This window comes from Stenotrophomonas rhizophila (assembly GCF_003651185.1).
Classification (GTDB): Bacteria; Pseudomonadota; Gammaproteobacteria; order Xanthomonadales; family Xanthomonadaceae; genus Stenotrophomonas; species Stenotrophomonas maltophilia_Z.
In genome coordinates, this window is the sequence record NZ_RCDC01000007.1 from 112,544 (window position 1) to 136,311 (window position 23,768).

The 23,768-nt window shown below is 67.6% G+C and carries 24 protein-coding genes, 1 tRNA gene and 1 pseudogene; 20 read left to right on the forward strand and 6 right to left on the reverse strand.

The annotated features are described in order from the left end of the window. Positions 1 to 93: 93 nt before the first annotated feature. Both recR and BCL79_RS16610 read left to right on the forward strand, forming a co-directional pair. Positions 94 to 693 (forward strand): recombination mediator RecR, encoded by a 600-nt coding sequence (recR, locus tag BCL79_RS16605; protein ID WP_121043040.1) that lies wholly within the window; start codon positions 94 to 96, stop codon positions 691 to 693. Positions 694 to 774: 81 nt separating this feature from the next. Then, positions 775 to 1,134 carry a histidine triad nucleotide-binding protein gene (locus BCL79_RS16610; RefSeq protein ID WP_121043042.1) on the forward strand — a complete coding sequence of 120 codons (360 nt, stop codon included), beginning with the start codon at positions 775 to 777 and terminating at the stop codon, positions 1,132 to 1,134. A gap of 56 nt (positions 1,135 to 1,190) precedes the next feature. On the opposite strand, the gene BCL79_RS16615 is transcribed toward BCL79_RS16610, so the two are convergent. Genes BCL79_RS16615 through BCL79_RS16630 form a run of 4 tightly spaced genes read right to left on the reverse strand, consistent with a single transcriptional unit; the run spans position 1,191 to position 5,568 of the window. Beyond that, complete coding sequence (locus tag BCL79_RS16615; protein WP_019185338.1) at positions 1,191 to 1,715, reverse strand: Slp family lipoprotein; 525 nt, start codon at positions 1,713 to 1,715, stop codon at positions 1,191 to 1,193. After that, positions 1,712 to 3,664 (reverse strand): transglutaminase TgpA family protein, encoded by a 1,953-nt coding sequence (locus BCL79_RS16620; RefSeq protein ID WP_121043044.1) that lies wholly within the window; start codon positions 3,662 to 3,664, stop codon positions 1,712 to 1,714. The genes BCL79_RS16615 and BCL79_RS16620 overlap by 4 nt, the downstream gene beginning before the upstream one ends. Then, positions 3,657 to 4,613, reverse strand: a complete 957-nt coding sequence (locus BCL79_RS16625) for a DUF58 domain-containing protein (RefSeq protein ID WP_121043046.1) — start codon at positions 4,611 to 4,613, stop codon at positions 3,657 to 3,659. Before BCL79_RS16625 ends, BCL79_RS16620 begins: the two co-directional genes overlap by 8 nt. Before the next feature lies 1 nt (position 4,614). Further along, the gene (locus BCL79_RS16630) at positions 4,615 to 5,568 is read right to left on the reverse strand and encodes an AAA family ATPase (protein WP_121043048.1); all 954 of its coding nucleotides are present in this window, start codon (positions 5,566 to 5,568) and stop codon (positions 4,615 to 4,617) included. 40 nt (positions 5,569 to 5,608) lie between these two features. On the opposite strand from BCL79_RS16630, the gene BCL79_RS16635 reads away from it, so the two are divergent. Together BCL79_RS16635 and BCL79_RS16640 are read left to right on the forward strand one after the other, a co-directional pair. Continuing rightward, entirely contained in the window at positions 5,609 to 7,450 is a 1,842-nt protein-coding gene (locus BCL79_RS16635) for a glycosyltransferase family 39 protein (RefSeq protein WP_121043050.1), read from the forward strand. Positions 7,451 to 7,511: 61 nt separating this feature from the next. After that, positions 7,512 to 9,176, forward strand: a complete 1,665-nt coding sequence (locus BCL79_RS16640; protein WP_226956718.1) for a hypothetical protein — start codon at positions 7,512 to 7,514, stop codon at positions 9,174 to 9,176. A 3-nt stretch (positions 9,177 to 9,179) separates the two neighbouring features. On the opposite strand, the gene BCL79_RS16645 is transcribed toward BCL79_RS16640, so the two are convergent. Further along, positions 9,180 to 9,752: a Maf family protein gene (locus BCL79_RS16645; RefSeq protein ID WP_121043052.1), complete on the reverse strand. Its 573-nt coding sequence runs from the start codon at positions 9,750 to 9,752 to the stop codon at positions 9,180 to 9,182. Between the two features lie 114 nt (positions 9,753 to 9,866). Between BCL79_RS16645 and BCL79_RS16650 the strand changes: the two genes are divergently transcribed. From BCL79_RS16650 to BCL79_RS16720, 15 genes are all read left to right on the forward strand, one after another. Beyond that, positions 9,867 to 10,376: a YceD family protein gene (locus BCL79_RS16650; protein ID WP_121043054.1), complete on the forward strand. Its 510-nt coding sequence runs from the start codon at positions 9,867 to 9,869 to the stop codon at positions 10,374 to 10,376. 108 nt (positions 10,377 to 10,484) lie between these two features. Next, positions 10,485 to 10,682 (forward strand): 50S ribosomal protein L32, encoded by a 198-nt coding sequence (gene rpmF / locus BCL79_RS16655; protein WP_017357626.1) that lies wholly within the window; start codon positions 10,485 to 10,487, stop codon positions 10,680 to 10,682. An 88-nt stretch (positions 10,683 to 10,770) separates the two neighbouring features. Next, entirely contained in the window at positions 10,771 to 11,748 is a 978-nt protein-coding gene (locus BCL79_RS16660) for a beta-ketoacyl-ACP synthase III (RefSeq protein ID WP_121043055.1), read from the forward strand. A 75-nt stretch (positions 11,749 to 11,823) separates the two neighbouring features. Next, positions 11,824 to 12,606, forward strand: coding sequence for a serine/threonine protein phosphatase (locus tag BCL79_RS16665; RefSeq protein WP_121043057.1), 783 nt, complete (start codon positions 11,824 to 11,826; stop codon positions 12,604 to 12,606). 88 nt (positions 12,607 to 12,694) lie between these two features. Next, a complete protein-coding gene (gene fabD, locus BCL79_RS16670) occupies positions 12,695 to 13,639 on the forward strand; it encodes an ACP S-malonyltransferase (RefSeq protein ID WP_121043059.1) in 945 nt (314 codons plus the stop codon). Between the two features lie 74 nt (positions 13,640 to 13,713). Continuing rightward, positions 13,714 to 14,457: a 3-oxoacyl-ACP reductase FabG gene (fabG, locus tag BCL79_RS16675; RefSeq protein ID WP_121043061.1), complete on the forward strand. Its 744-nt coding sequence runs from the start codon at positions 13,714 to 13,716 to the stop codon at positions 14,455 to 14,457. 153 nt (positions 14,458 to 14,610) lie between these two features. Further along, on the forward strand, positions 14,611 to 14,850 hold the full coding sequence (gene acpP / locus BCL79_RS16680; protein WP_017357544.1) for an acyl carrier protein: 240 nt from the start codon (positions 14,611 to 14,613) through the stop codon (positions 14,848 to 14,850). Between the two features lie 136 nt (positions 14,851 to 14,986). Next, positions 14,987 to 16,249, forward strand: coding sequence for a beta-ketoacyl-ACP synthase II (fabF, locus tag BCL79_RS16685; protein WP_121043063.1), 1,263 nt, complete (start codon positions 14,987 to 14,989; stop codon positions 16,247 to 16,249). Between the two features lie 95 nt (positions 16,250 to 16,344). After that, positions 16,345 to 17,700: an aminodeoxychorismate synthase component I gene (locus BCL79_RS16690; protein ID WP_121043065.1), complete on the forward strand. Its 1,356-nt coding sequence runs from the start codon at positions 16,345 to 16,347 to the stop codon at positions 17,698 to 17,700. Between the two features lie 66 nt (positions 17,701 to 17,766). After that, positions 17,767 to 18,828 carry an endolytic transglycosylase MltG gene (mltG, locus tag BCL79_RS16695; protein ID WP_121043067.1) on the forward strand — a complete coding sequence of 354 codons (1,062 nt, stop codon included), beginning with the start codon at positions 17,767 to 17,769 and terminating at the stop codon, positions 18,826 to 18,828. Beyond that, entirely contained in the window at positions 18,825 to 19,493 is a 669-nt protein-coding gene (gene tmk / locus BCL79_RS16700; protein ID WP_121043069.1) for a dTMP kinase, read from the forward strand. The genes mltG and tmk overlap by 4 nt, the downstream gene beginning before the upstream one ends. After that, positions 19,486 to 20,445: a DNA polymerase III subunit delta' gene (locus tag BCL79_RS16705; RefSeq protein WP_121043071.1), complete on the forward strand. Its 960-nt coding sequence runs from the start codon at positions 19,486 to 19,488 to the stop codon at positions 20,443 to 20,445. Before tmk ends, BCL79_RS16705 begins: the two co-directional genes overlap by 8 nt. Beyond that, positions 20,442 to 20,795, forward strand: coding sequence for a PilZ domain-containing protein (locus tag BCL79_RS16710; protein WP_088432861.1), 354 nt, complete (start codon positions 20,442 to 20,444; stop codon positions 20,793 to 20,795). Before BCL79_RS16705 ends, BCL79_RS16710 begins: the two co-directional genes overlap by 4 nt. A 65-nt stretch (positions 20,796 to 20,860) precedes the next feature. Beyond that, positions 20,861 to 20,935: transfer RNA gene (locus BCL79_RS16715), tRNA-Val, on the forward strand. 214 nt (positions 20,936 to 21,149) lie between these two features. Next, a complete protein-coding gene (locus BCL79_RS16720; protein ID WP_183073809.1) occupies positions 21,150 to 22,160 on the forward strand; it encodes a tetratricopeptide repeat protein in 1,011 nt (336 codons plus the stop codon). Between the two features lie 260 nt (positions 22,161 to 22,420). Here the strand turns inward: BCL79_RS16720 and BCL79_RS20525 are convergent. Continuing rightward, positions 22,421 to 22,606, reverse strand: a pseudogene (locus BCL79_RS20525) (hypothetical protein); the annotation flags it as partial. Between the two features lie 182 nt (positions 22,607 to 22,788). Between BCL79_RS20525 and BCL79_RS16730 the strand changes: the two are divergent. Then, positions 22,789 to 23,700 (forward strand): CPBP family intramembrane glutamic endopeptidase, encoded by a 912-nt coding sequence (locus tag BCL79_RS16730; RefSeq protein WP_121043075.1) that lies wholly within the window; start codon positions 22,789 to 22,791, stop codon positions 23,698 to 23,700. Positions 23,701 to 23,768: the final 68 nt, after the last annotated feature.

Genomic DNA, 23,768 nt, shown 5'->3' on the forward strand with positions numbered 1-23,768 from the left:
GCCTGCGCCGGGTGTCTGCCTGGCGCGACCGTGCTGACCGCGCCGCGAAGCCTCCGGGCTTCGCGCGCTTGTTTCTGAGATGAGCGATCCGCCATGAGCCTGCCCCTGCTCGAACAATTGATCGAGGCCTTCCGCGTGTTGCCGGGCGTGGGCCAGAAGACCGCCCAGCGCATGGCGTACCACGTGCTGGAGCGCGAGCGCGAGGGCGGCCAGAAGCTGGCCGAGGTGCTGGCCAAGGCGATCGAGCGGATCGGGCATTGCGAGCAGTGCCGGGATTTCAGCGAGACCGATATCTGTGCGGTCTGCGCCAACGGCAGCCGCGAGCGCCAGCAGCTGTGTGCGGTGGAATCACCGGCCGATCGCCTGGCGATCGAAACGGCCACCGGCTACCGCGGGGTGTACTTCGTGCTGCAGGGGCGGCTGTCGCCGCTGGATGGCATCGGCCCGCGCGAGCTGGGCCTGGATCAGCTGGAGGCGCGGCTGAAGCAGGGCGAGGTCAACGAGTTGATCATCGCCACCAGCGCCACCGTGGAAGGCGAAGCGACCGCGCATTACCTGGCGCAGATGGCGCGCAGCTGCAAGGTGCGGCCCAGCCGCCTCGCGCAGGGTCTGCCGCTGGGTGGCGAACTGGAATACGTGGATCGCGGCACGCTGTCGCACGCCTTCGGCACGCGTACCGAAGTGCAGGAATGACGCGGCGCACCGCGCGGCAATGATCGAAACCGGGGGCGCATCCGCGCTACTCTCCAAGGCCCTGTTCCACGAGGTGCCCTCATGAGTCACGACACCCTGTTCGGCAAGATCATCCGCCGCGAAATCCCGGCCACCATCGTCTACGAAGACGAGGACGTGCTCGGCTTCAAGGACATCGCCCCACAGGCGCCGGTGCACGTGTTGTTCATTCCCAAGCACGAGGCGATCCCGACCCTGGATGACGTGCGCCCGGAGCAGGCACACCTGATCGGCAAGCTGGCCATGGCCGCCGCGGAGTACGCGCGCCGCGAAGGTTTCGCGCAGGATGGCTACCGGATCGTCATGAACTGCCGTGAGCACGCCGGGCAGACGGTGTTCCATATCCACCTGCACCTGCTGGCCGGCGCGCAGTTGGGTCACTTCGGAACGCCCAACGGCTGAGCCGGCCAGGCACAGACAAAAACGCCGCCCGAGGGCGGCGTTTCTGCGTCAGCGTGTTACCACCAGCCCCAGCCGCGGTAGCCCCAACCCGGACCCCAGCCCGGGCCCCACGGGCCGTACGGGTAGGCGGGCACCACATCCACCTGGCGCTGTTCCGGCCACAGGTAGATGACGTCGGCATCCAGCTTCGGCAGGCGATAGTCGTACTCGCCGATCCGGGTGTTCTCGTAGCCGCCGATCTTGCCGATGAAGGTCACATCGCGGCCCGGCTCGAACACCGCTGGATCATAGAAGCCGGCGCGGCAGGCGATGAAGCGGCCGTCACTGGCGTCGGCCGAGGTGGTGCTCGGGCGGCCGCTGCCGTTGAGCGGGCGCGAAATCATCTGGAAGCAGGTCTGGCCCTGGCCCGGATTGGTTTCGATGATGCGGCCACCCCAGCGCACCGGGGTGCCCACCTGCTGGGTGGGAACCGCGTCGCGCGGGCTGACCATACTGAACTGCCCCTGCAACGGCTTGGGCGCGGTGGCGCAGGCAGCCAATGCCAGAGAGGCAGCAAGGGGAAGCAGGATTTGAATCTTCATGGGGATGCTCCGGAGGTCGGGCGATGCCTGCGCAGGTCGCGCAATAATGAAGTGAGGTCGACGTCAGCGCCAGCGTAGCGCGCCTGGACGAAACGCGCGCTGAGCGACAGCAGCGCAGGATCGGGTCGCTGCCGGTCTACCCGGCGTGCCCACTCGCCAGCCGGTTCGGCGCTGGCGCGGGACAGTCCATAGCGCGCGTACCGGCGTCCCAGCGCGTGCCACGCGCGCAGCAGCGGGTCGCGCTCGCGTTCGCCCCGGGCCAGCAGCCATGCCATCCAGCCTAGCGCGGCCAGTGCGAAGACGATGAAAATTCCCACCAGCTGGCTCGGATCCAGCCGCTCGAAACCAAACGGTTCAAGAAGCTGCTGCTGACGGTTGGCATCGAAGGACAGGACTAGGTCGTTCCAGCCCCGGCGCAGCCAGTCGCCCATCTGCCCGATCTGCAGCCATCGGCTGTCCAGCGTGGCGCCGGCGGCGCCGGCCCCCAGCCGGTCCTCGAGCGTGTCGTAAACGCGCTCCGGCGCAACGGCGGCGGTCGGATCGACCCGCACCCAGCCACGCCCCGGCAGCCACACTTCGGCCCAGGCATGTGCATCCATCCGGCGCAGTACCCAGTAGTCGCCATACGGGTTGCGGATGCCGCCCGCGAAGCCGGTCACCACCCGCGCCGGGATGCCTGCATTGCGCATCAATACGACGAACGAGGAGCTGAAGTGCTGGCAGAAGCCGGCCTGCTGATCGAACAGGAATTCGTCCGCGCCATCGCGACCGGGCTCGGGCGTATCCAGGGTGTAGACGAAACGCGCCCGCACCCAGTCGAGCGCGCGCTGCACGATCACCGCATCATTGCTGCCCGCGTCCTGTCGCCACTGCCGGGCCAGGGCTGCCGTGCGCGGATTCAAGCCGTCGGGCAACTGCAGCGCAAGGCGCCGCTCGTAAGGCGTCAGCGCGTCGGTATAGGCCACCGCCGGTGCCGAGGTCAGTCGCCAACGGGTCAGCGCGTTCAACGCCGCGTGGCTGCGCAGGCTGTGGTTGACATCCAGGTCGCTGCCGGGCGGTGCCTGCAGCGGCAGATCCAGCGCGACCAGCTGGCGGCGATCGGTCGGCTCGTAATCGATCTGGTAGTCCCACTGCGTGCTGGCGTGGGTTACCGCGGCCGGCGCACGCGTGATCTGCCGCCGGTCCTGCTCCCAGCGCTTGCCATCGAAATGGGTCAGTACCGGCCCGCGCCAATAACGTTGCTGCGGCGCCGGGATCGCGCCGAAGAACTGCACGCGAAGCGCAGGGGTGTCATCGGCCATCAGGTCCAGCCACTCCCCGGGCTCCATCGTGTCGGACAGGCCGGGCTTGCCCACCGCGCGGTCCGGGATGCCCCAGAGCGGTTCGCTCAAGCGCGGGAACAGCCAGAAACCGGCCAAGGCCAGCGGCAGGCCTAGCAGGACCAGCCGGCCGATGCCGCGCAACTGGCGTTTGAGGGGCGCTGGCGGTGCCTGTCCCTCCAGGTGTGCCAGGCGTTGCAGGGCGAGCAGTGCGACCAGGCCGGCCAGCACGGCCAGCGTCATCGTCAACGGGCCTTGGTCGAGCAGGAACGCGGCGAACGGGCCGAACAGCCCGAAGCCGACCAGGCTGCGGCCATCGCGCAGGCTGCGCAGCTCGCTGGATTTCAGCGCGAGCATTGCGGCCAGCAGCGCGCAGCCGGTGTCGCGGCCAGGCCGTGGACCCATCTGCCAATAAATGGCGGCCAGCATGGCCAGCACCAGCAACAGTCGCAGGGCGCCCGGCAGCAGCCGCTGCCGCGAGGCCAGCGCGGTCAGCAGTGCGACACCGGCGATGACGGCGGCCAGCACGGTGGGCAGCTGCAGCAGCAGCGGCAACAGGCCCAGCGCCGCGCTGGCCAGCGCCCAGTAGCGCGCGCCGGGACTGAGCAGGGACACGGGCCGGTCAGTCATGGGGCAACAGCGCCAGCGCGCGCTGGCACAGGTGGTGATGGGCACTGCCGTTGCCGGGCCCGAGCACCGGTTGGCCGGGCAGCTTGAGCGTATAGCGGCGGCCTTCGCGCTCGGCCAGGTCGATCCAGCGCGCCATGCGTGCGATCCGTGCTTCGGTGCCCAGCGGTGCCAGGTGCCACCAGTCCAGCACGATCTCCACCCCGACCGGCTTTTCGTACTCGCGCACCAACAGGGTGTCGCGTCGCGCGGAGTGTTTCCACGCGATGCTGCGCACCGGGTCGCCAGCGCGATACGGGCGCAGCTGATGCAGCTCGTCGCCACTGGCATGCACGCGGGTATGCAGGGGGTCGCCGCCGCTTTCCGGCAGGGCGGGTGCGTGCGTTTCCGGTGCGGCATAGACCAGCAACGGCGTTTCCGGCCAGACCCACGACCACGCGCGCACCAGACCGAGCGGTTGCGTGGTGGCGATGCGGATGCGGGCCAGGTCGAACCAGCCGCGCCGGTGCGTGGGCAGCTCGAGATCCACTTCGATCTGGTCGCTGTCGATCAGGTGCCCGAACGCGGCCACGCCCTCGTGCTCCACCTGCAGGCCGCGACGGGCACGGGTATCGGCGCGCGACAGGCTGATGCGCAGCCGCAACGGCGCGCCCGCGGTGACCGGCTCGGCGGAGACCGCATCCACCTGCAACCCGGACAGCTGCAGGTGCGAGCTGATCGCACTGGCGATGCTGACCGTCGCCAGCAACAGGGCCAGCAGCAGCGCAGGATTGTTGTTGTAGTTCAGCGCGCCGAGCAGCATCGCCGACAGCAGCGCGGCGACGAACAGCCCGAACCGCGTCGGCAGCACATAGATGCGGCGCCGGTCGAACCGGCACGGCAGGTGCTCTGGGCGGCGCGGTCGCGCCAGATGTTGCAGTTGCTGCCAGCGGGCTCCCCAGCCGCGGCGCATCTCAGTCGACCTGCACGGTCTGGAGGATGGCGCGGGCCAGTGCCGGCCCGTTGCCGGCTTCGGCCTCGGGCACCAGGCGATGCCCGGCCACTGCCACGAACAGGGTCTGCACGTCTTCGGGCACCACATGCGCGCGGCCGAGCAGCAGCGCATGCGCCCTGGCGGCGCGCAGCAATGCCAGGCCGGCACGCGGCGACAGGCCCACGCGCACCCCGGCGTGCTGGCGGCTGCGGGCGAGCAGGGCCTGCACATACGTGATCAACGCCTCGCTGGCATGCACCTGGCCCACCGCCTCGCGCAGCGTGCGTACGTCCACCTCGCTCAGGCGCGCGGTGGCCTGCGCGATCAGATGGCGGCGATCGGTGCCGCGCAGCAGCTCGCGTTCCGATTCCGGATTGGGGTAGCCCAGGGCCAACCGGAGCAGGAAGCGATCCAGCTGCGAGTCCGGCAACGGGAACGTACCGGAGAGGTCGACCGGGTTCTGGGTGGCGATGACGAAGAAGGGATCCGGCAGCGGATGGGTCACGCCATCCAGGGTGACCTGCTGCTCGGCCATCGCTTCCAGAAGCGCACTCTGGGTACGCGGCGGCGCGCGGTTGATCTCGTCGGCCAGCAACACATGCGTGAAGACCGGGCCGGGGTGGAACTGGAACTGGCGGCTGCCGGCGTCATACACCGAGACGCCAAGCACATCGGCCGGCAGCAGATCGGAGGTGAACTGCACCCGCTGGAAGCCCAGCCCGAGGCTGCAGGCCATGGCGTGGGCGAGGGTGGTCTTGCCCAGCCCGGGCAGGTCCTCGATCAGCAGATGGCCGCCGGAGAGCAGCGCCACGAACGCCAGCCGCACCTCCTGCGCCTTGCCCAGCACCAGCCCGTTGACCTGATCCTGGGCGGCGCGAAGGGACTGACGCAGTACATCGGTTAGCATGGCTGGCACGGGGGGCGAATGATCCATGTCCGTCTCGATTCGATGATTCCACTGATTCTATAGAGCAATGCAGGGCGAACAACGCGCACGCACCATATTCCTGTTGTTGTGGACGCTGGTCACCGCCGTCAAGCTGGTGGTGGCCGCACGTCTGCCCTTGTTCGTGGACGAAGCTTTTTACTGGCAGGAAGGCCAGCACCTGGCGGCGGCCTATTCGGACCTGCCGGGCCTGACCGCCTGGCTGGCACGCCTGGGCGTGGAAGTGGGCGGCAATCATGTGCTCGCGCTGCGCCTGCCGTTCCTGGCGATCGGAGCGTGGCTGCCATGGCTGGTGTCACGCATCGCCACGCGCTGGTTCGGTGCGGTGGCCGGTTGGCAGGCCGGCAGTCTCACGTTGCTGATGCCGCTGTCGGCCACGCTGGGCATGCTGGCCGTGCCCGATGTGCCGATGGCGCTGGCTGCGGTGCTGTGCCTGGATGCCGGCGCGCGCCTGCTGCGCAGTGTCGATGCCGCGGCGGCAGTAAAACTGGCCGCCGGCCTGGCGATCGGCGCACTCAGCCATTACCGCTTCATCGGCGTGATCGTGGTCGGCTTCATCGCGCTGCTGGTGCTGCCGCAGGGCCGGCGCATGCTGCGCGATCCGCGCGTCTGGGTGGCCCTGGCGGTGGGTGTGCTGGCGTGGCTGCCGCTGCTGTCGTGGAATGCCGACAACCATGATGCGGGCCTGAAATTCCAGGTGATCGAGCGCCACCCGTGGGCGTTCGAATGGAGCGGGCTGTGGTTCCTGGTGATCCAGCCGATGCTGGTCACCCCGATCCTGTGCATCGCGATGTGGAAGGTGGCCCTGGCGGGCACCCGCTCCGGTGGCGGCGCACGCGCGCAATGGCGTTACTTCGGCCTGATCGGCGCGGTGTCGACGCTGTCCATCTTCGGCCTGGGCTTCTTCACCGATGTGGAGCGCATCAGTTTCCACTGGCCGCTGCCGGGTTATCTGGCGCTGCTGATCGCCGTGCCGGTGGTGCTCAACGGCTGGCCGCGCTGGTTGCGCCGTACCGGCTGGTGGTTGGCCGGCGCCGGGCTCGCGCTGGCCTTCGGCTATTACCTGACGGCGTCCATCCCGAGCGTGCGCGAGCAGTTGGCCGGCTACAAGTATTACCCACGCAACTTTGCCGGCTGGGAACCGTTGGCAGGCGCCGTGCGCGACGAGCTGAAAAGCATGCCGCCCGGCACGCGCGTGCTGGCCGGCAACTTCAAGTTGGGGGCGGAGCTGGGCTTCCAGTTGCGCGATCCCTCGATCGAGGTGCTGCGCCACCCGCTGAACGACAAGCACGGCCGCAGTGCGCAGCTGGGGCTGTGGGGGCTGCTGCACGATGGCCAGCGCGACGCGCCGATGCTGCTGGTGCTGTCGCCCAGCGATCAGCGCTATCGCGATCTGCTGGCGCGCTACCACGCGGTCTGCGAACAGGTCGGCCCGCTGCCGCCACCGCGTGTGGTCAGCAACGATCATGGCTTCCAGCGCTTCCTGCTGTTCAAGCTGCCGGCCGAACGCGTGGAGGGGCCGTGCGTCACGCCGGCGATGGCCTGGCTGGATGCGCCACAGCCCGGTGCCGCGGTGGGGAGCCCCCTCGAGGTGCGTGGCTGGGCCTTCAAGGATGGCGTGGGCATCGCGCGTGTCGAGCTGCTGGTCGATGGCAGGCCGGTGGGCGATGCGGTCTACGGGCGGCCCTACGACATCACCGGCGCGTGGAAGATCTCCACCGATCCGCAGCACCCGAATGTGGCCTTCGATGCCACGCTGAAGACCGACCACCTCGCGCCCGGCCGTCATTGGCTCGGTATGACGCTGCACGGCAAGGACGGCAGCGTGGAGCAGTGGCAGGAACAGGCCTTTACCGTCCCCGCGCGCTGAACGTGCGTGCTCTTCCATGGATGACACCGTCATGCGCGATGCGCCGCAGGAATCTACCCCCTTGTCTGCTTCCCATCCGTACCCCGCGCCGGTGGCGCCTGCGCTGATCCGGACGTTGTGGTGCGCGGTGGCGGGCATCGTTTCGGTGGGTGTGGCCGCCATGCTGTGGCTGTCGCCACGCGTGCTGTACGCCGATCCGTGGCGCTTCACCCAGAAGCTGCTGGAGATGCCGTGGCCGGGCAACGTACTGGTGTCGGACAATGGCCACCGTGAAATCCTGCCGAACCTGGTGCGCTATGCCGAGCTGGAGTGGCTGCACGGCAATCAATGGCTGCAGATCGGTACCGGCGTTGCGTTGGCACTGGCGACAGCAGGGCTGCTGGCCCGGATCATCAGGGCCGATGCCATGGCACCACCGGTGCGCGCCGCCGCCGCCCTGGTCGCGGCGCTGTCGATCTTCTGGCTGGGCAGCCAGCGCGCGCTCACCCATGCCAACGAATCGGTCCACGCGTACCTGATCACCGCAGCGCTGATGGCCGGCGTCGCCCTGCTGCTGCGTGGCGATCGTCGCGGCGCGGTAGTGGCCGCCGTGTGTGGCGTCGCGGCGACGTTCTCCTTCGGCAGCGGCGTGGCCGTGTTCGTGGGGTTGGCGGCGGTGATGATGGTGCGGCGTGCGCCGTGGTCGCACTGGGTGCCATGGACCGCCGCCCTGCTCGTGGCGGTCGGGCTGCACCTGGGCATGGGGCGGACGGGCATGCCGACGCAGATGGCGCTTGCCCCGCTGCCGCAGCTGGACGTGCTGCTGCGCTGGCTGGCCTCGCCCTTCATCTATCTGGCCTGGCCGGCACTGGATCCAGCGGCGGCGCAGCAGTTGCCGTTCGCGCCCGTGCGCGGTGCGGTCCAGTCCGTGGCGAGCGCGTATGAGGCGCTGTTCGGACCGGTGCTGACCTCGCGCTGGCCGCATCTGCTGATCGGTGCGTCGGGGCTGACCGCGTTGTTCGGCATGACCTGGCGCACCTGGCAGCGCGGCCGCAGCGCCGGGGCCGGGGAGTCGGTGGGGCTGGCGATGGCATGGTTCGGCCTGGCCGTGGGCGCGCTGGTCGCACTGAGCCGCTGGAGTTACTTCGCTGACTACCCCACGCAGGTGGCCGCAACGCGCTATGTGCCCTGGTCGTGGCTGTTCTGGTCCGGTCTGGTGTTGTGGACGATCGTGCGCGTCGGCCTGCGCCATCCCGGGCGGGTGGCGTGGGCAGCCCTGCTGCTGGCGCTGGTGGCCGTGCCGAGCACGGCGTGGATGGCCTATCTCGGCGCCGGCATGCAGCGGGTGGCCAACATGACCGCCACGGCGGCCGCGGCCGGTGTGGTCGATCCGGATCAGACCCATGGCGAAAGCGTGCCCGGCGAAGTGCTGGCGGCGCTACCCAGCCTGCGCGCGCACGGGGCCTCCGTGTTTGCCTGGCCGGAAGCCCGCTATCTGGAGGGTGCGCCAACGGCGGCACCCGGCGTGGTCGTTCCGGTCGGCGATGTCTCCCTCGTGGCGGTGCGCAACACCCTCGGGGGCTCGGCCTGGCGCATCCAGTTCAGCGCCCAGAGCAGGGCGCCGCGGCTGGTCCTGCAATGCGGTGGGCGTCCCGTGGGCCTGGCCATGCCGCTGGCGGGCCGCTGGGTTGGCTGGGCCACCGGCGAACTTGATGCCAGCTGCCTGGAGGCGCTGCAGCTGCGCTGAGGCTCAGGGCAGGGTGTGGCCGGCCTGGCGCAGCAGCTGGCTCAGCGCGATCAGGGGCAGCCCGATCAGTGCGGTCGGGTCGCGGTTCTCGATCGCCTCGAACAAGGTGATGCCCAGGCCTTCACATTTGAAGCTGCCGGCGCAGTCCAGCGGCTGCTCGGCGGCCACGTAGCGGGCGATCTCTTCAGCCCCCAGGGCACGGAAGTGGACCCGGGTCAGATCACAGGTCGCCAGGGCCTCGCCGTCGCGCACCAGGCTCACGGCCGTGTGGAAGTCCACGACCTGCCCGGACATCGCGGCCAGCTGCGCATGCGCGCCCTCCACCGTGCCCGGCTTGCCCAGCGGGGCGCCGTTCAGTTCCGCTACCTGGTCCGAGCCGATCACCCACCGGCCCGGGTGCAGGCGGGCAACCGCCTCGGCCTTCGCGCGCGCCAGCCGCACCGCCAAGGCCCGTGGGGCCTCACTGGGGCCGGGGGTCTCATTCACCTCGGGGCGGGCGGTCTCCAGGGGCAGGCCGAGCCGCTCCAGCAGGTCACGGCGGTAGCGGGAAGTAGAGGCAAGCAGCAGCGGGGTCATGCGACAATACCGGGCACGGAAGGGCGGCAGTCTGGCCCCTCGGGGCGGGGATCGGCAACCTGACTGCGCAGGCATTTGACAGCGGCCCGGACGATCCTTAACATTCAGCGGCTTATGTCCGCAAACGTGCCCGAAATGCTGGATGCTTGGCGGATGGTCGCAGCACGCAGGTGCTTCGACGGCCAGGTGGATCTAGCGGAATTGACCCGCCTCCAGGGCCTTGTCGCCGATACCGAAGGAACGTGCACCTATGCACTGGAATTCGCGCACGACGACATCCTGCAGGTATCCTATGTTGAACTGTCCATCGACACCGCGCTGCCGCTGATCTGTCAGCGCAGCCTGCAGCGCTTCCTGTTGCCGGTTTCGATGGTGCAGCGGCTCGGCCTGATCCGCAGCGAAGAGGAAGAATCCTCGCTGCCGGAAGGCTGGGAACCGTGGCTGGTGCCCGAAGACGGCATGCTGCGACCGCTGGAGCTGGTCGAGGACGAACTCGTCCTGGCCGTGCCCGTCGTGCCGTTGTCTCCCGATGGCGAGGCAGTGGACAAGGACTGGGCACCGACCGAAGAAGAAATCAGCAAGGCCAATCCGTTCGCGGCGTTGGCGGCACTGAAAAAACAATAGCAGCCGGATTGTCGTCGGCGGCTGCGGCGAAAGCGAAAACTGTGCTGGGCGCTGGCGTCCTGCGCGACGATACGACGAAGCAAAACGAACCGAGTTTGGAGCAATCCCATGGCTGTGCAGAAATCCCGTGTCACCCCGTCCCGCCGCGGTATGCGCCGTGCGCATGACGCCCTGAGCGCCAAGCAGCTGTCCACCGATCCGACCACCGGTGAAGTGCATCTGCGTCACCACATCACCGCTGACGGTTTCTACCGTGGCAAGAAGGTGATCACGACCAAGTCGAACTCGGCCGTCGAAGAAGATTGATTTGTAAAGGCCGCTGCCCGGTCGGGCAGCGGCCTTTACCCCATTCTTCCCGATCGTCACGTTTGGCGATCGAGCTACAGGACATGCAATGAGCAAGCGGATCTACTCGAGGATCGCGGGCACCGGTAGTTATTTGCCCGAAAAAGTGTTGACCAACCAGGATCTGGAGAAAATGGTCGACACCAGCGATGAGTGGATTCAATCGCGCACTGGTATCCGCGAACGGCACATTGCGGCCGAAGGCGAGACCACCAGCGACCTCGGCTACCACGCCGCGGTACGTGCGCTTGAAGCGGCCGGTATCGACGCTTCGCAGCTCGACATGATCGTGGTGGGTACCACCACGCCTGATCTGATTTTCCCGTCCACCGCGTGCCTGATCCAGGCCAAGCTCGGTGCGACCGGCTGCCCCGCCTTCGACGTCAACGCCGCCTGTTCGGGCTTCGTGTTCGCGTTGAGCGTGGCCGACAAATTCATTCGTTCCGGTGATGCACGCCATGTGCTGGTCATCGGTGCGGAAACGCTGACCCGTATCGTCGACTGGACCGAGCGCACCACCTGCGTGCTGTTCGGCGATGGCGCGGGCGCCGTCGTCCTCAAGGCCGACGAAGACACCGGCATCCTCAGCACCCACCTGCATTCGGATGGCAGCAAGAAAGAGCTGCTGTGGAACCCGGTGGGCGTCTCGGCCGGCTTCGGCGAGGGCGAGAATGCCCGCGGCGCGATCCTGATGAAGGGCAACGACGTGTTCAAGTACGCCGTCAAGGCGCTGGACTCGGTCGTCGATGAAACCCTGGAAGCCAACGCGCTGACCAAGGACGACCTGGACTGGCTGATCCCGCACCAGGCCAACCTGCGCATCATCGAAGCCACCGCCAAGCGCCTGGAGATGTCCATGGACCAGGTGGTGGTGACGGTCGACAAGCATGGCAACACCTCCTCGGCCTCCGTGCCGATGGCGCTGGACCACGCCGTCCGCTCCGGCCGCGTGGAGCGCGGCCAGCTGCTGCTGCTGGAAGCGTTCGGCGGCGGCTTCACGTGGGGTTCTGCTCTGCTGCGTTATTGATAGTGTCAGTTACGACAACGTGACGCTGTCGTTACGGCCCCATTACGGGGCCGTATGCATTTCAGGAGAACTGTCATGGTTGAGCCCATCGTCATTGACGGGCAGCGCGCCTGGCTGAAGCAGTACGGCGAAGGAAGCCGCGTGGTCGCGTTGGGCCTGCTGAACTTCATCGCCCGCCGCTTCCAGCTCGATGCCCTGCGCCCACCGCCGCACCGCGGTGGCGACGCCGCCCGCGAAACCGAAGCCCGCCGCCTGGCCGAACTGCAGGCGCAAGGGGTCAACGTCCCCAGTGTGATCGGCAGTGGCCATGCCGCCCTCGTGCTGGGCGACAACGGCTCCTCGTTCAACACCTGCCTGCGCGAAGCCGACGATGCCGGCCGTGACCGCCTCGTGTCCGCCGCGATGAATGCCATTGCCCAGGCGCACCACAAGGGCGCGTACTTCGGCCAGCCGCTGCCGCGCAACCTCACCTGGGATGGCAAGGAGATCGGCTTCATCGATTTCGAGGAAGATCCCCTGGAAGTCATGGACCTCGCCCAGGCCCAGGCCCGCGACTGGCTGATGTTCGGTTACGGCGTGGCCAAATACTACGAGGACCGTCCGCAACAGCTGCAGACCCTCATGGCGCAGGCGATGGACGGTGCCGAAGCTCCGGTGCTGGCCCATGCTCACGACGTCACCGGCCGCCTGCAGGGGCTGGCCCGCGCCAGCATGAAGATGGGCCGCTCCGCCCGCGCACTGGCCCATTCCATCCTGATCGTCCACGGCGCCACCACCCTGGGCGTGCTGATGCTGGCCGTGATCTGCATCGATTTCTTCAGCGACGGCGATCTGGACATCCTCCAGCTGTTCACCTGAGCAAAGACCCCACATACGCGGCAGTACAGACGAAGGGCGACGTTCCCCTTTATCATTCGCCGTTCGATTTTTGCAGGCGGATGATCACGTGACCGGTACCAATCTCGCATTCGTGTTCCCGGGCCAGGGCTCGCAGTCGCTGGGCATGCTGGCCGAACTGGCCGAGCTGCACCCGCAGATCCGCGAGGCCTTCACCGAAGCCTCCGACGGCGCCGGTGTCGACCTGTGGGCGCTGTCGCAGGGCGGTCCCGAGGAAATGCTCAACCGCACCGAATACACCCAGCCGGCCCTGCTGGCCGCCAGCATCGGCGTGTGGCGCGCCTGGAACGCCGTTGGCGGCGCCCAGCCGGCCGTCCTGGCCGGCCACAGCCTCGGCGAGTACACCGCCCTGGTGGCCGCCGGCGCGCTGACCCTGCGGGACGGTGCCCACCTGGTGCGCCTGCGCGGCCAGCTGATGCAGGAAGCCGCCCCGACCGGCGTCGGCGCCATGGCCGCCGTGCTCGGCGCCGAAGATGCGCTGGTCGTGGAGGTCTGCGCGCAGGCCGCCGGCAGCCAGGTCGTCGTGCCGGCTAATTACAACTCGCCCGGTCAGATCGTCATCGGTGGCGATGCGGCTGCCGTGGATCGTGCGCTGGCGCTGCTGGCCGAGAAGGGCGTCCGCAAGGCCGTCAAGCTGGCTGTCAGCGTGCCCTCGCACACCCCGCTGATGCGCGAAGCTGCCAACCGCCTGGCCGAAACCATGGCCGGCCTGGACTGGCGCCCCCCGGCCCTGCCGGTGGTGCAGAACGTGGATGCCCGTGTGCATGACGGCGTGGACGCCATCCGCCAGGCGCTGGTGCAGCAGCTGTACCTGCCCGTGCAGTGGACCGGCTGCGTGCAGGCGCTGGCCGCCCGTGGCGTCACCCGCGTGGCCGAATGTGGCCCGGGCAAGGTGCTGAGCGGATTGATCAAGCGCATCGACAAATCGCTGGACGCGCGCACACTGTCCACGCCCGCCGATTTCGAGACGGCCCGCGAGACCTGGGCCGCCTGATGTCTTTCGATCGCGCCCGTGCTGGAATGGCTTCGCGCCAGGCCGGCCGGACCGGTCCCGTTTGAGGAAATGAGATGAGCAAGCCCCTTCAGGGTGAAATCGCACTGGTCACCGGCGCCAGCCGGGGTATCGGTGCCGCGATCGCCGACGCACTGGCCGCGCAGGGCGCGACCGTCATCGGCACCGCCACCACCGACGCCGGTGCCGCCGCCATCGGTGAACGCCTGGCCGCCGTGGGTGGCCACGGCCGCGCACTGAACGTCACCGACGCCGCTGCGCTGGAAGCCGTGCTGGACGGGATCGCCAAGGAATTCGGCGCCATCAGCATCCTGGTCAACAACGCCGGCATCACCCGCGACAACCTGTTGCTGCGGATGAAGGAAGAAGACTGGCAGGCGATCCTGGACACCAACCTGACCAGCGTCTTCCGCACCTCCAAGGCCGTCATCCGCGGCATGATGAAGGCGCGCAAGGGCCGCATCATCAACATCGCTTCGGTGATCGGCGTGACCGGCAATGCCGGCCAGGCCAACTACGCCGCGGCCAAGGCCGGCATCATCGCCTTCTCCAAGTCGCTGGCCAAGGAAATCGGCTCGCGCGGGATCACCGTCAACGTGGTCGCGCCGGGCTTCATCGATACCGACATGACCAAGGCCCTGCCGGAAGAGCAGCGCACCGGCCTGGTCAAGTCGATCGCCCTGGAGCGGCTCGGCGAGCCGTCCGATATCGCCAACGCGGTGGCGTTCCTGGCCGGTCCTTCGGCCAGCTACATCACCGGCGAAACCCTCCATGTGAACGGCGGCATGTACATGCCGTAAGCATGTGGCGCAAGGACTGCGCCGCAAGTGGTTGATCCGTTTGATGTTTTGCTGCAATGCAAGGTGTCGCTGGTTTCCACTACACTATCCCACGGTCATCCCTCACCGGATGGCGTCATTTTTGAACCACTACTCCATCTGGAGCGATATCCAATGAGCACCATCGAAGAACGCGTCAAGAAAATCGTCGTCGAACAGCTTGGCGTCAAGGAAGAGGAAGTCACCAACAGCGCATCGTTCGTCGATGACCTGGGCGCTGACTCGCTGGACACCGTTGAACTGGTGATGGCGCTGGAAGAAGAGTTCGAGTGCGAAATCCCGGACGAAGAAGCCGAAAAGATCAGCACCGTGCAGGCTGCGATCGACTACATCAACGCCCACGTCAAGGCTTGATGTCAGGCGGCTCGCGCGCGGCCGTGGCGATTGCCGCGACCGCGTGCGGCAAACCCATGGGGCCGCGCTTGCGGCCCTGTGCTTTTGAGCGTTATACCGCGTGATACCCGCAACACCCGGGTCAGGAGAATCTGCAATGAAGCGTCGCGTCGTCGTTACCGGCATGGGCATGGTCTCGCCATTGGGCAATGATATGGCCAGCAGTTGGAAGGGCATCACCGAAGGCCGTTCCGGCATCGGTCCGCTGACCAACGTTTCGCAGTCCTACCTGGACCGTTTCACCACCAAGATCGCAGGTGAGGTCAGGGACTTCGACATCACCGCCGACAACGAACAGTTCGGCAGATTCCGGGTCACTGGCAAGGATGCCAAGAAGATGGACCCGTTCATTCATTACGGCCTCGGTGCCGCCTTCATGGCCTTGAACGATTCGGGCCTGGAAATCACCGACGGCAATGCCGAGCGCATCGGCGCCATCGTGGGCGCGGGCATCGGCGGCCTGCTGGGCATCGAAGAGCAGACCATCGATTTCCACGAGGGCAAGAAGATCTCGCCCTTCTACGTGCCCAAGACCATCATCAACATGCTTCCGGGCCAGTTGAGCATCATCACCGGCCTGAAGGGGCCGTCGTTCTCGGCGGTCTCTGCCTGCGCGACCTCGAACCACTCGATCGGCACCGCCATGCGCATGATCCAGTACGGCGATGCGGACGTGATGGTGGTCGGCGGTGCCGAGCGCGGCTCCTCGCCGACCGCCCTGGGCGGCTTCTGCGCGATGAAGGCGATGAGCACCCGCAACGATGCGCCGGCGGAAGCCTCGCGCCCGTGGGACAAGGAACGCGACGGCTTCGTGCTCGGCGACGGTGCCGGCATCCTGATCCTGGAAGAGTACGAACACGCCAAGGCGCGTGGCGCGCGCATCTATGCGGAGCTTGCCGGTTTCGGCGCCAGCTCGGATGCGTACCACATGACCGCGCCGAGCGAGAACGGCGAAGGCGCCGCACGCTGCATGACCATGGCGTTGAAGGACGCCGGCGTGACCCCGGAGCAGGTCGGTTACCTCAACGCGCACGGCACCTCCACGCCGCTGGGCGACCTGGGCGAAACCATGGCGATGAAGACCGCCTTCGGCGACCACGCCTACAAGATGATGGTCAGCTCCACCAAGTCGATGACCGGCCACCTGCTCGGCGCGGCCGGCGGCGTGGAAGCGATCTTCTCGGTGCTGGCGCTGCGCGACAACATCATTCCGCCGACCATCAACCTGCATGAAGCGGGCGAAGGTTGCGACCTGGATTACGTGCCCAACACCGCACGAGAGGCCAAGGTCGATGTGGTGATGTCCAACGGCTTCGGCTTCGGCGGCACCAACGGCACGCTGGTGTTCAAGCGCATCTGACCGCCCGTTCCGTGTATCCCCACCCGGGCCGCCATCATGGCGGCCTTGGTGTATCTGGCCCCCGCGCACGCTGCGCGCCCTTCCGGTGTCCTGTCATGTTCCAGACGCTTCCGCTGCCCGCCATGACCGACCTGCTGGCCCTGCAGCGCCTGGCCCCGCAGCGTTACCCGCTGCTGATGGAATCCACCGCCTCGGGCACCGCCCAGGGCCGCTGGGATCTGCTGCTGATGGGCAACGGGGAATCGCTGGCTTTGCACGCCGATGGCGTGGTGCGTGATGCCGAGGGTGCCGCGCATGACGGCCGCTTCCTTGACGTGCTGGATGCGCACTGGGCCGCACTGCGGCTGCCGCGCGAAAAAACCACGTTGCCGTTCCGCGGTGGCTGGGCACTGATGCTGGATTACGAGCTGGCTGGCCAGATCGAGGACGTGCTGGCCTTGCCTTCGCGCGCCGATGGACTGCCGTCCGCGCTGGCGCTGCGCTGCCCGGCGGCCGTGCTGCACGACCGCGTGCTCGGCCAGTTCCATGCCGTGTGCGAGACCGGCCAGGCCGCGCTGCTGCAGACCCTGCAGGACGACCTCGCCGCGGCCGCCACGCTGGCGCCGTTGCCGACGTGGCAGCCACCGGTGGCGATCGGCGAGGACGCGCCACAGCGCTTCACCGACGGCGTCGGCAAGGTGATCGATTACCTGCGCGCGGGCGACGTGTTCCAGGTGAACCTCTCGCGGCGCTGGAACGCGCAGTTCGCCGAGGCGCTCTCGCCGCAGGCGCTGTATGCGCAGCTGCGCGTGGCCAACCCCGCGCCGTTCGCCGGGCTGTTCATGGCGCAGGGCAGGGCGGTGGTCAGCTCTTCGCCCGAGCGGTTGGTCTCGGTGCACGGCGATGACGTGCAGACCCGCCCGATCGCCGGCACCCGCCCGCGCTTCGCTGGCGATGACGATGCCGCGCGCATCCAGGAGCTGGTCGGCCATCCCAAGGAACGCGCCGAGCACGTGATGCTGATCGATCTGGAACGCAACGACCTCGGCCGCATCTGCGCGCCGGGCAGCGTGGAGGTGGATGAGCTGATGACCGTGGAGAGCTACGCCCACGTGCACCATATCGTCAGCAACGTGCGTGGCCGCCTGCGCGAGGGCGTCAGCCCCGGCCAGGTGATCGCCGCGACCTTCCCCGGCGGCACCATCACCGGCTGCCCCAAGGTGCGCTGCATGCAGATCATCGCCGAGCTGGAGCAGGCCGCCCGCGGCGCCTACACCGGCGCGTTCGGCTGGCTGAACCGCGATGGCGACCTGGACCTGAACATCCTGATCCGCACCGCCGAAGTGGCCGGCGACACCGCCAGCTTCCGCACCGGCGCCGGGATCGTGGTCGATTCGGTGGCCGACAAGGAACTGGACGAAACCCGCGCCAAGGCCCGCGGCCTGCTGCGTGCGCTGGGCAGCGATGCCTGAGCCGTTTGGCGGTGTGCAGCACCCGCGCGGTATGCTGCGCGGCGAAGAAATGGATTCGAGGTGAGCATGGCGGGTGCGAAACGGGGATGTCTGGCCGTACTGGCCGTGTTGCTGGTGCTGGCCCTGCTGGTTGCGGCCGCAGGCGCTTGGTTCTGGCATCGCCAGGGCGCCTTTGCCGATGCACCGGTCACCCCCAGCGCGGAGAGCGTGGTGATCGCCTCCGGTGATGGCTTCAGCACCGTGCTCGGCAAGCTGCGCCAGGCCGGCGTGGACGAAGGCAGCGACACCCAGTGGCAACTGCTGGCGCGCCAGCTGGATGCCGCCGGCAAGCTCAAGGTGGGTGAATACGCGCTCGATCCCGCGCTGACCCCGCGCGAGCTGCTGACCCGCATGCGCCAGGGCCGCGTCCTGCAGCACCGCGTCACCATCGTGGAAGGCTGGAACATCCGTCAGCTGCGCGCCGCGCTCAAGCGCGCCGATCCGCTGGTGCACACCACCGACGAACTGGACGATGCCGCCCTGATGAAGGCGGTCGGCTTCCCGGGCGAGCATCCGGAAGGCCGCTTCCTGCCCGAGACCTACGTCTACCAGCGTGGCGACAGCGATATCGACGTGCTCAAGCGCGCGCATGCCGCGATGGAAAAAGAACTCACCGCCGCGTGGGACAGTCGCGTGGACGACCTGCCGCTCAACTCGCCGTATGAGCTGCTGATCCTCGCCTCGATCATCGAGAAGGAAACCGCACTGCCCAGCGAGCGCCCGCAGATCGCCGGGGTGTTCATGCGCCGCCTGAAGATCGGCATGCGCCTGCAGACCGACCCCACCGTGATCTACGGCATCGGCAGCAGCTACGACGGCAACATCCGCAAGCGCGACCTCACCACCGATACGCCGTACAACACGTACACGCGCGCCGGCCTGACCCCGACCCCGATCGCCATGCCCGGGCGTGATGCGCTGCATGCCGCCGCGCAGCCGGCCAAGGGCGATGCGCTGTACTTCGTGGCCGTGGGCGATGGCAGTGGCGCGCACATCTTCTCGGCCAACTACACCGACCACAACGCCGCCGTTGCCCGCTACCTGCAGCAACTGCGCAGCAAACGCACCAACGAGGCCGCACCCCAATGAGTCCCGCGCTGCACCGGCACCCGCATTTCGTCAGCCTGGAAGGGGGCGAGGGCGCCGGCAAGACCACCGCCATCAACGCGATCCGCGAGGCCCTGCAGGCGCGCGGCCATGAGGTGGTGCTGACCCGCGAGCCCGGCGGCACCGCGCTGGCCGAGCGCATCCGCGCGCTGGTGCTCAAGCCGGACGCGGAGATCTCCGCCGAGCCGCTCTCGGCCGAGGCCGAGCTGCTGCTGGTGTTCGCCGCCCGCGCCCAGCACGTGCGGCAGGTGATCGCCCCGGCGCTGCAGCGCGGCGCCTATGTGCTGTGCGACCGCTTCACCGATTCCAGCTACGCCTACCAGGGCGGCGGCCGCGGCCTGGATGCGGCGTGGATCGCCGATCTGGAGCGCCGCGCCGTCGGCCTGCTGCCCGGCCTGACCCTGCTCCTGGATGTGGACGTGGCCGTCGGCCGTGCCCGCGCGAACGGCCGCGACCTGTGGCCGGACCGCATCGAAAGCGAGCACGATGATTTCTTCCAGCGGGTGCGCGCGGTGTTCCGCCAGCGTGCCAGCGAAGACCCCGCACGTTACCGCCTGATCGACGCCAGCCAGGACCAGGCCGGCGTCGCCGGCGCGGTGGTGGCGGCCGTGGAGGCATGGTTGGCACAGGAGCCGGATCGTGGCTGAACCCTTTTCCCCCTGGCAGCAGCGCGCCTATGACCAGACGGTGGCCGCGCTCGACGCCGGTCGCCTCGGCCATGGCCTGCTGTTCTGCGGCCCGGCCGGCCTGGGCAAACTGGGCGTCGCGCTGCGGCTGGCCGAGCACGTGCTGGGGCAAGGCGAGCCCGCCGCCGCCAAGCGCAGCGCCCAGCTGCTGGCCGCCGGCACCCACCCGGACCTGCAGCGGATCTCGTTCATCCCCAACAAATCCGGCGACAAGCTGCGCACCGAGATCGTGATCGAGCAGATCCGCGAGGTCTCGCAGAAGCTCTCGCTGACCCCGCAGTACGGCGTAGCCCAAGTGGTGATCGTCGACCCCGCCGACGCCATCAACCGCGCGGCCTGCAATGCCCTGCTCAAGACCTTGGAAGAGCCGCAGCCCGGCCGCTACCTGTGGCTGATCAGCGCCGACCCCGCGCGCCTGCCCGCCACCATCCGCAGCCGCTGCCAGCGTCTTGAGTTCAAGCTGCCGCCCCGCGAGGAAGCGCTCGCCTGGCTGCAGACCCTGGGCCACAGCGAAGCCAGCGCCCGCGAAGCACTGGACGCCGCCCGCGGCCACCCCGGCCTGGCCGACCAGTGGCTGCGCGAAGACGGCCTGGCCCTGCGCCGCCAGGTCGCCAGCGATCTGGAAGCCCTCGTTGCCGGCCGCTCCGGCACGGTGGAACTGGCCCAGCGCTGGACCGCCGACGACAACGCCGCCCTGCGCCTGCGCCACGCCGCCGATCTCGCCCTGGCCCAGGCCACCGGCGGTGGCTTGACCGATCCCGATCGATTGCACAAGCTGGCCGCCTGGTTCGATGCGGCCAACCGCACCCGCGACCTGCTGCGCACCACGGTGCGCGCCGATCTTGCGGTGGTTGAGCTGCTGCTGGCCTGGGGAAAGGTCAACGAACGGCACGCCAAGGGGAATAGAGCATGAGCGCCACCAACGCCCGACAGGGCATCCTGTCCCTTGCCGTCAAGGACAAGGCCGCGCTGTACAGCGCCTACATGCCGTTCGTGAAGAACGGCGGCATCTTCGTGCCCACGCCCAAGCGCTACTTCCTCGGCGATGAGGTGTTCCTGCTGCTCACCCTGCCGGACTCCAGCGAGCGCCTCCCGGTGGCCGGCAAGGTGATATGGGTGACCCCGGCCGGGGCCCAGGGCAACCGCGCGGCAGGGATCGGCGTACAGCTGGCCGATGGCGCGGAAGGGGAGACCGTCCGCCACCGGATCGAGACCCTGCTGGCCGGCATCCTGACCGCGGACAAGCCCACGCACACGATGTGAAGAAATTTCGGCGAAACCGTTGACGTCAAAATTTGCCGCCCTATAATGAGCGGCTCGGCAGCATCGGGCGGTTAGCTCAGCGGTAGAGCATTGCCTTCACACGGCAAGGGTCACAAGTTCGAACCTTGTACCGCCCACCATGATTCAGTCGAAAAAGCCTCCGGAAACGGGGGCTTTTTTGTTGGGTTGGGTTAGCCATTCCAGGCTTGAGCAGGGCGACTTGGCGGACGAAATGGGCGACCCCACTATCCTCCGCATGGGAGGGACAATTACGCCGCATCGAAATCTGATGGGGGCATTGAATAAATGCCTGGGCGCCTCGTCGCTCAATCGAATGACGAATGGAGAATGTTCATGGAAGGACCGATTGGAACCCTGGCTCGGGTAGTGATGTGGGTCGGCCTGGCTGCCTTTGTCTGCAGTGCGCAGGCGTCTGGCGCTGACAAGCCGCCTTCGTTTGAGGAAGTGCAGGCAGCGGCCAAGGCGGGTAGCGCTGAAGCCGAGAATGACCTGGGTTACAGGTATCTTCAGGGCGCTGGAGTCGCCAAAGACGAGGTGCAGGCGGCGATCTGGTATCGCAAAGCGGCAGAGCAGGGCTATGCGCCGGCCCAATCCGCGCTCGGTGGACTGTATCTACACGGAGTTGGCGTGCCGCCAGACGCGATGCAGGCCAGCGGCTGGATACGCAAGGCGGCGGAGCAGGGCGACGCACTGGCACAGTCCGATCTTGGAATGATGTATCTCAAGGGAATTGCCGTCCCACAGGATGATGTCCAGGCCATCCTCTGGCTCCGCAAGGCGGCTGAGCAGGGTTCACCCGCAGGGCAATACAACCTTGCCAGTCTGTATCAAAGAGGAGGTGCCGGCCTCGCTGAAGATGACGCTGAGGCCATACGCTGGTACGGCAAGGCAGCTGTGCAGGCCGCCTCGCAGCTGGGCGTCAGGCAGTCCCGCCAGAAGCTCTGCGAGTATCGCGGCGAAAACAGCGTGTGGTGTGCCGAGGTCGATACGCCCGGGGCTTTCGGTCCCGTGGACGACTTGGTGGCGGCGGCCGAGGGCGGCGACGCAAAAGCGCAGAGCGCACTCGGTGACATGTATCAGCGGGGCCTCGGTGTGCAGAAGGACGTGACTCAATCGGCCGACTGGTACCGCAAGGCGGCAGCGTCGGGGTACGCCCCGGCGCAGGCCATGCTGGGATACATGTACTACGAGGGGATCGGCGTGACCAAGGACATTGATGTGGGTCTATCTCTGTACTGCAAAGCTGCTGCACAGGGAAACTCACGGGCGCGGGCGAATCTCGAGATCATGCAGATTTACGGGCAATTCGATCTGAAGGAATGTTCCGTTCGTCTTGCGCGATGAGTATCAGATGCTCAAGCTTTCTAGAGTTGACTTGATGGTTGAAGTTTCTAGTGCCCAGCTGGGGCGGGGCAGTTATGTGCCTAAGCAATCTTTGGGGGCGCCGGCGAGGTGACTTCCTGTGTGGATCGGTCCGCTTCTGGCCGAAAGTGGACGTTCGGGGAGGACGGAGGCGCCGACCGCTGGTAATGTCCGCTTTCGACGGCGGTTTCAACTGGTCAATGCAACAGCTTGTTGATATCGCTCGATCGGTGTCTGGAAGTCCCGCGCGACTGGATGAAGAGCGTGCGATAGATCGTCTCGTGTGAGACCTGGCAGCTCGGATCGTCCGGGTAAGTCCGCTTGAGCCAGCCAGTCTCGGCGAGAACCCCTCGCACGGACGAGTGATGCCGATCGAACAGCCTCGCCATCTGGTGCAACGACTCGCCCTGCCGTCAGCGGTCCCACATCAGGGCCTTGTGGCTGTCGGAACCGCCACCCAAAGCGGACACCACGGGCGACGACTCAGCGCCATTTCGTCGGCGATCCGGCTGATTCATCGGCGGCTTCTGTGGCTTGGTCGCAAACGGGTAGCCACGCCCCCACGCGGATGGCAACTTGCCGCGGCGATCACGTCGACCTGGAGCCCCGTATGACCCCCGTTGTCCTGTATTCGCCCGATCCGGCCCGCGGCTGGCTGCCCTGGGCCTGGCTGACGCCGATCCTGATGATCCTGTTCAACGCGGTACCGGTGATCGCGCTGGACGGGTGGATGCAGTCGCAGCATTGGTCGACGCCGGGCGGCGATCCGATCGGCCTCGCTGGCTTGCATGCGCTGCTGTGGATTGGCTTCGCGCCGACGCTGGCGGCCGTGCTCGCCTGGGTACGCTTCGTCGAAGGGCGCTCGCTGGCGAGTATCGGGCTGACCGGTCCGGCGCCGCTGAAAACCTTCCTGCGCGGAATGGCCGTTGGATTCGGCACGATCGCGCTGGTCGTAGTCGCGATCTGGATGGCTGGCGGCATGCAGGCGGCGGGCTTGGGGCAGGCCTGGCGGTCGCCCGTCAGTCTGCTGCACATCGGTCTGCTGCTATTGAGTTTCATGTTCCAGGCGAGCGTGGAGGAAGTCATCTTCCGCGGCTGGATGCTGTCGGTGGTGGCGCGCAAGACCAATGTGACGGTGGCAGTGCTGCTGGTGTCGCTCGTTTTCTGCTTCCTGCATTTCAGTCCGCACCAGCCGCCCCTGGTCATGCTCAGCACGTTCCTGTTCTCGCTGTTCGCCTGCGCCTGGGCGCTGCGGAGCGGCAATATCTGGGGCGTGATGGGCTGGCACGCGGGGTGGAACTGGTTGCTCGCAACCGGCTTCGAACTGCCCGTCACCGGCATGGATGCGCACTTGCCGGCGCTGCTGGTGGCGCTGCGCCCGCAAGGCCTCGACACCCTGACCGGTGGCGCGCAAGGGCCGGAAGGCAGTTACCTGTGCAGCGTCTTCTTCGTCGCCGCGATCGCGTGGATCCAGTGGCGAAAGACGCGCGGAGCTCAGAACTTCTCGCCGACCAGCAGGTAACGCCACTGCCCGGGCGGCATCGCCCCGTCCGGGCCCTTGCCGATCGGATGCGGGTTCGCGACGTACCG

Bases quoted from the DNA above. Each gene is read 5' to 3' on its own strand.
- acpP (WP_017357544.1), top strand. From the start codon at position 14,611: ATGAGCACCATCGAAGAACGCGTCAAGAAAATCGTCGTCGAACAGCTT.
- BCL79_RS16620 (WP_121043044.1), bottom strand. From the start codon at position 3,664: ATGACTGACCGGCCCGTGTCCCTGCTCAGTCCCGGCGCGCGCTACTGG.
- BCL79_RS16730 (WP_121043075.1), top strand. From the start codon at position 22,789: ATGACCCCCGTTGTCCTGTATTCGCCCGATCCGGCCCGCGGCTGGCTG.
- tmk (WP_121043069.1), top strand. From the start codon at position 18,825: ATGAGTCCCGCGCTGCACCGGCACCCGCATTTCGTCAGCCTGGAAGGG.
- fabF (WP_121043063.1), top strand. From the start codon at position 14,987: ATGAAGCGTCGCGTCGTCGTTACCGGCATGGGCATGGTCTCGCCATTG.
- BCL79_RS16625 (WP_121043046.1), bottom strand. From the start codon at position 4,613: ATGCGCCGCGGCTGGGGAGCCCGCTGGCAGCAACTGCAACATCTGGCG.
- BCL79_RS16645 (WP_121043052.1), bottom strand. From the start codon at position 9,752: ATGACCCCGCTGCTGCTTGCCTCTACTTCCCGCTACCGCCGTGACCTG.
- recR (WP_121043040.1), top strand. From the start codon at position 94: ATGAGCCTGCCCCTGCTCGAACAATTGATCGAGGCCTTCCGCGTGTTG.
- BCL79_RS16610 (WP_121043042.1), top strand. From the start codon at position 775: ATGAGTCACGACACCCTGTTCGGCAAGATCATCCGCCGCGAAATCCCG.
- BCL79_RS16630 (WP_121043048.1), bottom strand. From the start codon at position 5,568: ATGGATCATTCGCCCCCCGTGCCAGCCATGCTAACCGATGTACTGCGT.
- BCL79_RS16635 (WP_121043050.1), top strand. From the start codon at position 5,609: ATGCAGGGCGAACAACGCGCACGCACCATATTCCTGTTGTTGTGGACG.
- BCL79_RS16690 (WP_121043065.1), top strand. From the start codon at position 16,345: ATGTTCCAGACGCTTCCGCTGCCCGCCATGACCGACCTGCTGGCCCTG.
- mltG (WP_121043067.1), top strand. From the start codon at position 17,767: ATGGCGGGTGCGAAACGGGGATGTCTGGCCGTACTGGCCGTGTTGCTG.
- rpmF (WP_017357626.1), top strand. From the start codon at position 10,485: ATGGCTGTGCAGAAATCCCGTGTCACCCCGTCCCGCCGCGGTATGCGC.
- fabG (WP_121043061.1), top strand. From the start codon at position 13,714: ATGAGCAAGCCCCTTCAGGGTGAAATCGCACTGGTCACCGGCGCCAGC.
- BCL79_RS16665 (WP_121043057.1), top strand. From the start codon at position 11,824: ATGGTTGAGCCCATCGTCATTGACGGGCAGCGCGCCTGGCTGAAGCAG.
- BCL79_RS16615 (WP_019185338.1), bottom strand. From the start codon at position 1,715: ATGAAGATTCAAATCCTGCTTCCCCTTGCTGCCTCTCTGGCATTGGCT.
- BCL79_RS16720 (WP_183073809.1), top strand. From the start codon at position 21,150: ATGGAAGGACCGATTGGAACCCTGGCTCGGGTAGTGATGTGGGTCGGC.
- BCL79_RS16650 (WP_121043054.1), top strand. From the start codon at position 9,867: ATGTCCGCAAACGTGCCCGAAATGCTGGATGCTTGGCGGATGGTCGCA.
- BCL79_RS16710 (WP_088432861.1), top strand. From the start codon at position 20,442: ATGAGCGCCACCAACGCCCGACAGGGCATCCTGTCCCTTGCCGTCAAG.
- BCL79_RS16660 (WP_121043055.1), top strand. From the start codon at position 10,771: ATGAGCAAGCGGATCTACTCGAGGATCGCGGGCACCGGTAGTTATTTG.